Genomic DNA, 12,400 nt, shown 5'->3' with positions numbered 1-12,400 from the left:
CCAGTGCCCAAACTCCCTCTCCTGGGGGAGAGGGCCGGGGTGAGGGGGCAGCCTCTCAACGCTGGAAAAGGTGATAAACTATGGCGATTAACCTTACAATAAACGGACAAAAACTCACTGCCGAACAGGGTGATACTATCCTTGCTGCAGCCCGCAAGGCAGGAATCTACATACCGACTCTCTGTTACCACTCCGACCTCATGCCCGACGGCGTATGCCGTGTGTGCTCGGTCGAGGTCAAGGGCCAGAGGACACTTTGCGCCGCTTGCTGCTATCCCGTCTCCGATGGGATGGAGGTCTTGACCCATACTCCCAGAGTGCGTGAGGCGCGCAAGATGATAGTCGAGCTTATGCTGGCGAACCATCCACAGGAGTGTCTGACGTGCGCCAAGAGCGGCAAGTGCGAGCTTCAAGCCCTCGCGAAAGAGTTCGGCATACAGGATATACGCTTCAAGGGTGAGCGCAAGATTTGGGACAAGGATCAATCGAGCTTGTCTGTGATCCGTGATCCAGAAAAGTGCATCCTCTGCAACAGATGCGTGCGCACCTGTGACGATATCCAGAGCGTGGCGGCTCTGCATGCTGCAAATCGAGGCTGGAACGCAGTGATCGTGCCGGGTATGGGTGATGAGCTTGCTGATGTGGTCTGCGTGAACTGCGGCCAGTGCATCAATCGGTGCCCCACAGGAGCACTCAAGGGCAATGACCCAGCCGCCAAGATTTGGGAGGCGATATATGACCCGGCCAAGCATGTGCTTGTGCAGACTGCCCCGGCAGTGCGCGCGGCCATAGGTGAGGAGTTCGGCATGCCCGCCGGAAGCCGCGTGACCGGTAAGATGGTTACAGCCCTTAAGATGATGGGGTTCGACCGGGTGATGGATACAGACTTCACCGCCGACCTCACGATCATGGAAGAGGGCAGCGAGCTTATCGAGCGTATAAAGACGGGTGGGGTGCTCCCGCAGCTTACATCGTGCTCACCGGGATGGATCAAGTTTATCGAATATTACTACCCGGAACTGTTGCCGCATGTGTCGAGTTGCAAGAGCCCGCAGCAGATGTTCGGCGCGCTTGCCAAGACGTATTATGCCCAGAAGATGGGAATCGACCCGGCAAATATAGTTTCGGTTTCTATCATGCCGTGTGTCGCTAAGAAGTTTGAGTGCGTCAGACCCGAGATGAACGATTCGGGATATCAGGACGTGGACTATGTCCTGACGACACGTGAGGCTGCAGGTATGATGAAAGAGGCCGGTATTGACCTGCCCAGCCTTGCCGACAGCGATTACGATGATCCGCTTGGCATGTCGACCGGTGCGGCTGTTATATTCGGTAACACAGGCGGCGTTATGGAAGCGGCTCTTAGGACCGCTTATGAGATCATCACAGGCCAGAGTGTCCCGGATATCAACATCAAAGCTGTGCGAGGCATGGATGGTGTGCGGTCGGCGACTGTTATGGTCGGCGATCTGCCCGTTAAGGCTGCCGTCGCTCATGGCTTGGCCAATGCGAGACAGGTGCTCGAAGGAATTAAAAATGGCGAGTTCAAGGACTATCACTTCATTGAGATCATGTGCTGCCCCGGCGGATGCATCGGCGGCGGCGGCCAGCCCCAGCCTACCTCTGAAGAAATCCGCAAGGCTCGCGTTAAGGCGATCTATGATGAAGACGAAGCCATGGCTATTCGCAAGAGCCATGAGAACCCGGCTGTTGTTAAGCTATACGAGGAGTTCCTAGACAAACCTCTATCACACAAGAGCCATGAGCTTTTGCACACTCACTACACCGCCCGGTCTCGTCGCACAAGTAAGCAAGAGGCGCAACAGCCGGTAAAAGTGAAAGTGGAGTAGACAAGATATAAAATACAAGTTGCAAGCAGGGAGGAGTCTGTGAGGCTCCTCCCTTTTGTTAGTGCATTTTAATGCGTAGACAAAAGCAGGATGATTGCTTGCGGTCACGAATTATCTATTATCAACTCATAACGTGAGAATGCTAAAGGATATCTAAGAAGATGAAAATCCTGGGTATTTGCTTGACTGTTGCAGCAACTCTGGCAGTCTGTGCTGGAGCGCTTGCGGCAGATGAAATTAAGACGGGAGTCAGCAATAATAGTGCTGAGTCTGCGGTCAAGTCTGATGAAGCAAAAATTTCTATTGATGCAAAAGACATGAATGCCGCCGATGTATTTAAGGCACTCGCGGATAAATCGAAGCAAAAGATAGTCGTTGAATCCAGTGTAAAGAAGAAAGTAAGAATCTCGCTGAATGAATTGCCTTTGCAGACGATTTTGGAAACGATATGCAAAACAGAAAAATTGGACTGGCGCAAGATTTATATTGATCCCAACTCAAAGTTGCTCGAACAGCCCGATAGATTGGCTGCTACAATTCGGCTCGCTTCAGGTCTTGGCTTTCCTGATATTATCATTGCGGGTTCATCGGGAAAGAAATGTGTGCTTCACAGCGAAACCGATGAGGTGTCCAGGCCGCTCTGGACCCAGTTGTCAAGAAAGAGGGCCTTAAGCTGGTCTATGTTATAACCGATGACGCTGCTGTTGCTGCGAAAAAAGCTGAGGATAATAAGGCGGTAAACAAATTCAAGGAAACCACGAAAGAACAGATGGACCTTTTTATGAATATGAGCCCTGAGGAGAGGGAGCAGGCGATTATTGCCAATCTGGATATGATGAACAACATTGGGCCGGAGTATATGAGCGCTGTGATGCAGACCATGTTAAATGCAAATCCGGATTCTCTCAAGCTGATGGTTTCAAGGCAGACCGATATGCTCTTTAATATGCCTCAGGAACAGAGGCGCGCCATGTTAAAGATGAATATGCAGACGATGTCGATGATTACCCCTGAGCAAAGGCAAATACTCCAGGAGGACGCAATAGCTATCCAAGAAGAAATGCAAGAAAAAGCCCAAGATCAGTAATAACCTGTTTTGTACGCATCGAAAACTGGTATGTGTGAGCGGAACCTGTTTATAATACAGGTTCCATTTTCTTATGTAAGGAAGACCACCATGTGAACACTACGAAATGTCCTGTACCAGGAAACGCATAATACTATACATTTGCTTGACAACCCTGTGCCTGCATGCTATTACTATTGTTGGGAGGGTGACTTATTGGGCTGGCTGCGCGGAATATTGCGTTTAACTATAATCACTGTGCTGTTTCTTGTGGCATCTGTTGTTATGGCGGATACGGTATGTGTGGTTTTGAACACAAACAGCAGAGATGAATGTATCAGCGCTATCAAGAGTGTTGAGTGTGCCGGTGCGGCCGTAAGGCATGTCTTTGTCCCGCAAGTGCTGATATGTGATGCTAACTCCACCTCTCAAAATGCTCTCGAATCTCTTCCGCAAGTCCGCGCGGTCCTTACCCAAGCATTGAGCCCCGACAATTTCCCCGATCTGGATCCCAATTCAGTATGCGGCCTGAAAGTGTGGAATTCATTGTGCTCACGCCATGTTGCGCTTCTTTCTGCCGACCAGGCTTCTTCGACGCTGGTTAATGATGCTGTTTCTCTCACATCTGAGGGCGCCGATCTCCAGTATTCGCCCCTGGCGCCCGGATATTACCAGACCAGTTCATATATGATTGGCTCCATAGCAGTCGGAGTGATACTTCCCGAGAGCATCAACGGTTCGGAAAACTGGTCCGGCTACCGCATCGAATCCGTGCTCGGCAAGATTGTGCAGGGAATGGATTGGTGGATCGACAAATCGGAGGCAAAGGCGCGCCTGACGGTCTATTACGATGCGCCGGCGCAAAATCTAGGTGCAGCATGTGAATGTGAACCCATTTCATTCAGTTCAATGTTTTCCGATGCTTGGATAGTAAGCACATTGGGCACATTGGGATATTATGACACATACGCAAACGGGACCAGCCTGACTCTGGCATATATAAATGACATAAGGACAAAGTATAACACGGACTGGAGCTTTTGTGTCTACGTAGCCGACAGCTATAATGATACCGACGGGTGTTTTCCGGATGGGACTTACAGCTTCGCCTACAGGAACGGCCCGATGGTAGTGATGACATATGACTGTGGTCTGTGGGGGCACAGCCGCATGGACCAGGTGTTCAGACACGAAGTTGGGCATATATTCGGCGCAGCGGATGAATACTGTGGGAGCTACTCATCCTGCGATTTTGGCTCATACGGCTATCTGGGCATTGCAAACACGAACTGTGCGTACAACAATGCCGACAGCCTGCCATGTGTTATGAAAGACAACTCCGATAACTTGTGCGCTTCGACTCTCGGGCAGATAGGCTGGCTGGATTCGGACGGCGACGGCATATTCGATCCTATAGACACGTCAGTGAATTGCAGCGCCGAATGTCAGGATGCAAGCCCGACTACAAACAGCACGCTTCACTTTACAGGAACGGCATACGATGTGCCCTGTGATTCACCATCTTTCACGCCTGTCACGATAAATAAAATTACCCAGGTTGAGTATAATGTCGATGGCGGCTCGTGGACAACTGCTGCCGCTTCGGACGGCGCGTTCGATTCGGTGCTTGAGTATTTCAACTTTGAAATCGCCGGTGTCGCTCCCGGCGAGCATTTGATCAATGTGCGCGCTCAAAACACCGTCGGCAATCTGTCATCGGTGTGCACTGTGTCTGTAGCCGTCCTTCCTGATCAAACCGCTCCGGTGATCGAAGCTGTCCAGGACGATGGTCAGTATACCAACAACACAAGCTCGCTGCATGCATCCTGGAGCGCTACCGATCCTGAGACGCAGGTGAGTGAATATAAATACGCCGTCGGCACATCACCGACCGACACAGGCTCGGGTTACGTCAAGGGCTGGACCTCAGCCGGCAAGCAGACCAACATTGATATTTCCCTTTCTATGCAGGATGAATGTACTTACTACGTTTATGTCGAGGCCGCAAATACAAGCGGTGTCTGGAGCGGGCCTGCCGAATCCGATGGCATCACTGTTGAGACCTCGAAACCTATCGGTAATGTAAAGAGTATGAGTGATGGGCTGTCGGTAAGCCTTGTAAGCAAAATAGTCACTGCCGCTCTGAGTGATTCTTTCTATATTGAGGATGACAATCGTGCATGCAGCTTGAAAGTATTATCAGGTGCGTCAGTGAAGTCAGGCGACAGAGTAAGTATAACAGGCCTTATGCGCACAACTTCAGTCGGTGAGCGTTATATTCAGCCGACCTCCGTCGATACTATCTGTCATGGCGAATCACTTCCGGAGCCTATAGGAGTCAATATGGCGACAGCAATGTCGAATAAACTCTGTTTTGGGCTGCTCGTGAGGTTGTGGGGTTACCCCGAGGCAGCAGACAATGGGTTATGGAAGTTCAAATCTGGCATGGGCGCCAGCGGAAAGAACCAGTATGTCTACGTCAGACCGACCCAGAGCGCTTCATTGACGGCGGGCTCATTTACAATTCTAGACGGTGTTCTTGCGCCTGAAAAGACGGATACCGGAAAGATTATCGTATTGAATGTAGTCGACTGATTACTTTATTCCGGCTCTTGCTTTGCGCTCCTGCCTTGCCTGAGAGAGAAACCTGGGAATGTCTGATGCAGGCCCGCCGCTTAGTATACGCTCAATCTGCATTTGAGGCACGGGGTTTTCGGGGTCGACCGCGCTCCTGAGCGCCCATACGCCCAGAGCCGACTCGGCGTAGCCTGCACTCTCATATGCATGAGCGAGTGTGTGCCAAACCGGCATCGGTGCATCAAAAGTCGAAGCTGCAATGAGATAGTCTACCGCTTCATTGAACCTCTCATGCGTGTAATAATAATATCCGACCTCGAAATACAGATCGTATATATCACCGTTATCAGCAAGGCCTTCCAGCAGAAAGACCTCTGCCTCATCGTCTCTGAGCTGGTTTTGCATAAGCCACGCGCCGTCGCTGTAGGCCTGCGTGTCATGCGGGTCTATCTGAGTTATCAGGCGCATTGTTGCTATGCATCGCTCGAACTCGCCTGCGTGCCAGAAATCATCATTGATCTGCCAGAGTTTGTCTCGTGTTATCGAAAATGTAATCTGCAGCCCATTCATCGAATCAGCAGGCACGCTGCTCTGAGCATATGCCGGGATCGATATAACTACGATAATCAGAGATATCCAGACCGCATTACAGCGCATTGTTGCCTCCAATATCTACTCTATAATTCAGCCTATGCTTGACTGCATCCTGCTTCCTGATAAAATCTAATCTATGCAATAGGCATTGCCCGTAGGCTATGAGTAATGTCATTCCGAACGCAGTGAGGAATCTGCGCTCTTGGCTCTTATTAGGAGTGAACTGATGAGGATACAAGATATCATTGCCGCCAAAAGAGACTGCCGTGAGCTTACCAATGGTGAAATATCCAGAATTGTAATGGATTATGCAGCAGGTGAGGTTCCAGATTATCAAATGTCGGCATTTCTTATGGCTGCGTATATCAACGGTATGAGCTTTGCCGAGACCTCCGCCATGACCCAGGCTATGATCGACAGCGGCGAAGTATTAGACTTATCGTCAATATCCAAAACAAAGGTGGACAAGCACAGCACGGGTGGAGTGGGGGACAAGACCACACTCGTCGTAATCCCGGTCATGGCGTCATGCGGTCTGGCTGTGCCTAAAATGTCCGGCAGAGGTCTGGGATTTACTGGCGGCACTCTCGACAAACTCGAGTCCATCCCGGGCTTCAATATGGCGCTTAGTCCAGACCAGTTTGTAAAACAGGTGAACGATATAGGCGCGGCGATAGCAGGCCAGACGCATGATATAGTGCCCGCCGATAAGAAGATTTATGCTCTGCGCGATGTCACGGCCACTGTCGAAAGCATTCCGCTGATCGCCGCGAGCATTATGAGCAAGAAGATAGCCTGTTCGAGCGATATTATCCTGCTGGACGTTAAAGTCGGCTCGGGAGCATTCATGCATGATCTTCCGCGAGCCAGGGAGCTTGCCCGGACTATGATCGCAATCGGCACAAACCTGGGGCGTAAAGTCGGCACTGCAATCACGGACATGAATCAGCCACTGGGCAGGGCTGTAGGCAATGCTCTGGAGGTTGCCGAGGCGATTGACACTCTCAAAGGTGATGGCCCGGCAGATTTCAGACATCTATGCGTAGAGCTATCGGCTATAATATTATACATGGCTGCACAATGCAAGTCCCTGGACGAAGGTCGCGCCATAGCGTCCGGATCACTCGATAATGGAAGCGCACTGAAGAAGTTTGCAGAGATCATATCTTCTCAGGATGGCAATCCCGCCGTGATTGATGATTATACTCTGCTACCCCAAGCGAAATACAAGTATGATGTCGTAAGTGAGAGATCAGGGTTTGTCTCTGAGGTCGACTGCGCTCTTATCGGACGGGCCGCATGCATGCTGGGCGCGGGCCGCGAGCGTAAAGAAGACTCTATAGACCCAGCGGTCGGCATAATTACAAATAAGAAGCTTGGCGATAGAGTCGAGAATGGCGAGGCATTGGCCGAGCTTTACTCAAACGACGAATCGAAGACATCCGAAGTCGCGTCGGCTGTTTGTAAAGCATATACCATAGGTGATGTCTCGATAGTCCCGCCACTTATACATGAGCTGACATATTAGTACAAAAAAGAGCCCCGATCTAGTTGACCGGGGTCGAAGGAAAGGAGGAGAAAGGAGAAAAGATAACCAGTATCTTTGTCAGTTTATTCTACGCATATCACATTTTGTACGTTCCCGGTATATGAAAATCTTAAAATTAAGAGTCAGGTGTACAAAAACAACCCTGACCGGATGGTCAGGGTCAAAGAAAGGAGGTAGAATGAAAAGAAGGTCGTTTGTTGCTTCTTTTATCATTACGCTGAGTTAGGAAAAATAGGTTCCCGAAAAAAACAAAACTTCTGTCTTGATAATCTGTGGTTCCAGGTTCTCAGCTATTCAAAGCTTGAAAACGCCGTACGACACTCCGTCCATCTTCAGCTTTATCTTACCTGACGACTCTGCAATATGTGCTCCTTTACCCATCATCAGCTCGTTCTTAAATCCTGAACCGGTGATCTGGAACTCAACCTCTGCAGGCTTGCCAGACGGATTAAACGCCACCAGCATTCTCTCACCGTTCAGAGTTCGAAGAAAAACAAACGGATACCCGTTCGGCTCCCAGTAGACCGGGCTGAACTCTCCGTCGGCGCACAGCGCTGGGTTATCCTTGCGCAGCTTTATGAGCGCGCGGACAGTCTCCAGAAGTGAATCCGGCTTGCCCTGCTGGTCGGCTACATTCGGCGCATCCGGTGACGGATCTACCGGCAGATAGAGCTTCGACGGGTCTGCAGTCGAAAAGCCCGCATTGGCTTCGGCTGACCACTGCATCGGCGTGCGTGCGCCCGTGCGGTGGAACCCGCCTTCCTTGGACGGCAGACCGCTCAGATAGCGCATTCCAATCTCATCGCCGTAATATATGAACGGCACGCCCGGCATAGTCAGCAGGAACGCGAATATCAATTTGAGGTCTTCGCTGTCACATCCCTGTGAGCACCGCCCTATATCATGGTTGCCGCTTATCAGCGATACATATCCTTTATCTTTTGTCTTGCGGTAGTAGTTCATATACTGGTCGAGGAATAGAGTGATATCACCCTTGCCTTCTTTTCGGAAAAAGCTGTGGTTTTCGGGTGTGGGGTTACAGAACTGGTCCCGCTCATATCTGAAGAGCGAGTTGTAACCAACATGAAGTTGGAACAAAAAGTCGATATGAAAACCTGCGGGAATTGCAATGACAGGGTCTCCCCATTCCGAGATAAGAACAGCCTCCGGGTAATCGGCATCTAGCCATTCGCGCACTTCATTCCACAGCTTTGCGACAACTGCCGAATCGGGGTCATTTTTGATAAGTGATTTGGCCATGTCCACGCGAAAACCCGTTGCGCCCATATCCAGCCAGAACTTGATTATGTTTTTGAGTTCCTGCCGCACTGCAAGGCAGTCTGGGTGATCCATTGGCAACTGCCAGGGTTTGTTCGGGTCAGGGTTGGCGAACCCATAGTTTAAGGCCGGCTGGCAATAAAAGAAGTTGTTCAAATACTGGCCATCGCGCTGAGCGTATCCGCCAACAAACCTGCCGGTCCAGTCTCCGGCGTCCCAGATGCTGTTGGTCCAGACATACCAGTTTGAATATTTGTTATGCTCAGGCTTGCACGATTGCTTGAACCACTCATGCTCAATGGATGTATGGCCCGCCACAAGGTCCAGGCAGACCTTTATGCCGCGCTTTGCGGCTTCTGCAAAGAGCTTCTTTGCGTCATCATTAGTGCCGTAGCGAGGCGCTATGCGATAGAAGTCTGCGACATCATAACCTGCATCCTGGAACGGCGACAAAAAGCATGGGTTCATCCAGATGGCGTTGCATCCGAGGTCTTTTATATAATCGAGTTTCTCAATAATCCCCTGCAGATCGCCGATCCCGTCACCATTGGAATCACAGAAACTCTGCGGGTATATTTCATAAAACACTGCGTTTTCAAGCCACTTCGGGCATGGTCTATTCATCCTGATTGTCATCTCCTGACTTTATATCTATGCTCTCTCGATAACAACTCTTTGCCCGCTGTGGACTTTTTTGAACTCCTTCGGGTCGCCGTCAAGCCTGCCGAATACCTCAACGGCGCTCGCGGGCCTGATCTCGTTGCCCTGGCTCATAGGAGTTGGCCCGAAGAATATACAAAAGCAGCTTCCAGCCAGCCAGTAGGCCAGGTCGCCCAGTTCCACTGTCTCCTGTGGGTTCTCACTGTTGCAGTCTACAGGGATTTCAAAGTATATCTCGTCTTCCCAGGTGCTACCGTTTGTCTCTATCGGCAGTGCATCAAAGATTCTCTTTGCGCATGCGCTGTCATTGAGGGTCGCGGTCTGTGTTACAGACCCGGCTAAAATTTTGATCTTGTTCGGCATATATAACCTCCAATAGTTCGCTTGATTGTTAACCAGACTATTATTGCAGGGTTTTAGATGGTAGTAAAGAGGGATTGGGATCATACTCGTCGTATAGTTAAGTTTCTCGATCTCACAAGGAGAGTGAAATGGCCGATATACAAAACTACCTCAGCGCATCAGTTTATGTGTTTTTTCCTCATGATGACCCTGAAAGTGACTGCATGCCGGTTGCCGACTGTGCGAAAGAGATTGTGGACTTCGGGATTGGAGTAGAGGTTTTTCTCTCGGAGTATAATTACACTCCATATACTCAGCAGGCGATCGAGCAGGTTCGCGAGATAGGCAAAGAGGCTAAGTTTCTGACTTGTCATACAAACCAGTTCGAGTGGAACTATGACAAGCTCATGGCCGAAATTCCTATGGTCGCAAGTTTTAGTGGGAGTGTGCTGGTGGTGCATCCGGCCACGTTCGGACTGGAGCGCTGCAATAATCCGCCGTCACCACAAATCCTTCGTGATATATGCAAGTTCGCTCAGGACTCTGGAATCAGGCTTGCATTTGAAAACAGCGGGCGCACAGGTATCGCGATGATGAGGCGCGCTCTCGATATTATCGGCTCAGACCCACTGTCCATAGGGCTGGGAATCTGCATAGACACCGGTCATGCCAATCGCAGCATGGCTCTTGATGGAGTGCCTACCGAGGACTATCTGCGTGAGTTCCGTGAACTTATAATAGAGCTTCACATCAACGACAACCTGGGCAAGGAGGACCTGCATCTGCCGCCGGGAGCAGGCAATATCGACTGGAGCGCTGTGCTGCCGGAGTTGCATGCTTTGCCCCAGGAGGCGATTATGTGTATTGAGCTTGCCAACCATGGTGACGATGCAATGAGCCTGATCCAGCGGTCTCGCGATTTTCTGATAGGGGCTAATTAGGCGAAGTGTATTCGTCATCGGCGTCAAAGAATTTGACCTCGCCGCCCTGAAGCCGTCTTTGGATCACGCGGCGAACGCGTTCCTCTTCCTCAGCTTGCTCAATTGTATCTCTGTCCTGCTTTTCGACCGCTGTCGCCTCGACCATCACCCTGGCCTGAGCGCATACCTCGCAGTCGGGCCTTTCGCATAAAAGGCCTTCAGGGTCCATCTTGAGGACTTCAAGCGCGGCGTCGACAACCGATCTTGCGGCCATAATCTGCGCACGGCACTCGCCTATTGTTGTCTCACGGACGGCGTCGTGCTCATCCAGGATTTCTTCAATTGCATCAAAACCGTGGCTGCAGCCTGGCCTGCGAACCCATTTTTGGACGGTCTTGCCCTGTGCGTTCTTGACATCTATTTGCCTCGACCGTTCCAGATACGGCAGGTTTGCGATCTCTTCGGCAACGTGGATCATGGAGTCCGATTTATGCGAAACGCCGAGCAGGAGAATCTTGCCTCGAGCCTGGAGGACATTGAACAGCGCCGATCCGCGGGCAAATGCGTGGACTTTTTCATGACCGCCGGTAATTACATCTGCCAGTGCTCCGATTGCTGCGACCGAGTGAGTGGGGTGCAGGCTGCGTAGAGCATTTGGACGTTTGCGAACAGCCTCCGTAATGGCTCCGCAGAGTGATGATGATCTCTGAGGATCATACACATCCAAACCATATGTGTATGTGGGCACTACAAGTGTTCCCTGCTCGCCGATAGTCTCCAGCAGCGCATCGACAACAGCCTCGGCTCCGCCGTCGACTCTACCAAAGCTCGACAGCGAGCTGTGAACTACGACAACATCACCGCTGCCGAGCCCGATCTTATTGAGTCCCATCTCAATGTGCTTTTTGGTGACCATCAGCCCATAACTCACAACTCATAACCCAAAACGCATAACGTACATAGAGAAAGAGAGGCGGCAAAGCTCACCTCTCAGTCTAAAAAATCTATTAATTGACGTCGGCTATGCCTGCGCATTTGCCTTGAAAGCGGCGCGCTTCATAAGCCTGGACTTGCGTCTGGCAGCAGCGTTCGGATGAATAATACCGCGCTTTGCCGCCTTGTCTACTATGCTCACAGTCTCATTGAGGAACGCTGTGGCTGTATCGGCCGTGGCATCCTGTGCGGCCTTGGTCTTCTTAACAAAGGTCTTGATCTTGGACCTTGTGTCCAGATTTCGCTGCCTCAGCTCGCGAGACTTCTTGACGTCTTTAACAACTGACTTAATATTCGGCAACTAGGTTTCACCCCCTGTCCTTGCCATAAGAGTGCTCGTATCGACAACCTTACTAATATAACACTTACTCAAAGAAAGTGCAATAGCAAAACAATCGCAACAATGAGTTCAGTTCTCTGCGCACGAATATGCTTCGGATACGATGAAGCTGTCTCAAAAAGAATAAGCGAAGAGACATGAATTTGCGGTATAGTTGTCGAACTCCTATATGGGAGGATTGATGTAATGCCGCGATTCAAGGAAATGCCACAGGACCCGAAGCAGATATGG

The 12,400-nt window shown here is 50.7% G+C and carries 11 protein-coding genes; 6 read left to right on the top strand and 5 right to left on the bottom strand.

Annotated features, from left to right (window positions below; translation table 11 throughout):
• The first annotated feature begins 80 nt into the window (after nt 1-80).
• From ABFD83_08505 to ABFD83_08490, 4 genes are all read left to right on the top strand, one after another.
• Nucleotides 81-1,850: an NADH-dependent [FeFe] hydrogenase, group A6 gene (locus ABFD83_08505; protein MEN6357108.1), complete on the top strand. Its 1,770-nt coding sequence runs from the start codon at nt 81-83 to the stop codon at nt 1,848-1,850.
• 161 nt (nt 1,851-2,011) lie between these two features.
• Complete coding sequence (locus tag ABFD83_08500) at nt 2,012-2,539, top strand: hypothetical protein (protein MEN6357107.1); 528 nt, start codon at nt 2,012-2,014, stop codon at nt 2,537-2,539.
• 80 nt (nt 2,540-2,619) lie between these two features.
• Nucleotides 2,620-2,937 (top strand): hypothetical protein, encoded by a 318-nt coding sequence (locus tag ABFD83_08495; GenBank protein MEN6357106.1) that lies wholly within the window; start codon nt 2,620-2,622, stop codon nt 2,935-2,937.
• Nucleotides 2,938-3,132: 195 nt separating this feature from the next.
• Nucleotides 3,133-5,511, top strand: coding sequence for a hypothetical protein (locus ABFD83_08490; protein ID MEN6357105.1), 2,379 nt, complete (start codon nt 3,133-3,135; stop codon nt 5,509-5,511).
• On the opposite strand, the gene ABFD83_08485 is transcribed toward ABFD83_08490, so the two are convergent.
• Nucleotides 5,512-6,150, bottom strand: coding sequence for a hypothetical protein (locus ABFD83_08485; protein ID MEN6357104.1), 639 nt, complete (start codon nt 6,148-6,150; stop codon nt 5,512-5,514).
• A 163-nt stretch (nt 6,151-6,313) separates the two neighbouring features.
• On the opposite strand from ABFD83_08485, the gene ABFD83_08480 reads away from it, so the two are divergent.
• On the top strand, nt 6,314-7,615 hold the full coding sequence (locus ABFD83_08480) for a thymidine phosphorylase (protein ID MEN6357103.1): 1,302 nt from the start codon (nt 6,314-6,316) through the stop codon (nt 7,613-7,615).
• A 315-nt stretch (nt 7,616-7,930) separates the two neighbouring features.
• Here ABFD83_08480 and ABFD83_08475 read toward each other — a convergent pair whose 3' ends face one another.
• The gene (locus ABFD83_08475) at nt 7,931-9,538 is read right to left on the bottom strand and encodes an alpha-amylase family glycosyl hydrolase (protein ID MEN6357102.1); all 1,608 of its coding nucleotides are present in this window, start codon (nt 9,536-9,538) and stop codon (nt 7,931-7,933) included.
• Nucleotides 9,539-9,565: 27 nt separating this feature from the next.
• Nucleotides 9,566-9,937, bottom strand: coding sequence for a cyclophilin-like fold protein (locus tag ABFD83_08470; GenBank protein ID MEN6357101.1), 372 nt, complete (start codon nt 9,935-9,937; stop codon nt 9,566-9,568).
• Between the two features lie 128 nt (nt 9,938-10,065).
• On the opposite strand from ABFD83_08470, the gene ABFD83_08465 reads away from it, so the two are divergent.
• The gene (locus ABFD83_08465) at nt 10,066-10,857 is read left to right on the top strand and encodes a TIM barrel protein (GenBank protein MEN6357100.1); all 792 of its coding nucleotides are present in this window, start codon (nt 10,066-10,068) and stop codon (nt 10,855-10,857) included.
• Here the strand turns inward: ABFD83_08465 and ABFD83_08460 are convergent.
• A complete protein-coding gene (locus ABFD83_08460; GenBank protein MEN6357099.1) occupies nt 10,850-11,752 on the bottom strand; it encodes an AAC(3) family N-acetyltransferase in 903 nt (300 codons plus the stop codon). The genes ABFD83_08465 and ABFD83_08460 overlap by 8 nt on opposite strands.
• A 105-nt stretch (nt 11,753-11,857) precedes the next feature.
• Nucleotides 11,858-12,130, bottom strand: coding sequence for a 30S ribosomal protein S20 (rpsT, locus tag ABFD83_08455; GenBank protein ID MEN6357098.1), 273 nt, complete (start codon nt 12,128-12,130; stop codon nt 11,858-11,860).
• Nucleotides 12,131-12,400: the final 270 nt, after the last annotated feature.

The organism is Armatimonadota bacterium (genome assembly GCA_039679645.1).
In the GTDB taxonomy this organism is placed as follows: domain Bacteria; phylum Armatimonadota; class UBA5829; order UBA5829; family UBA5829; genus UBA5829.
Note: the sequence above shows the minus strand (reverse complement) of the source record. Positions and strands in the feature narration are given on the sequence as shown.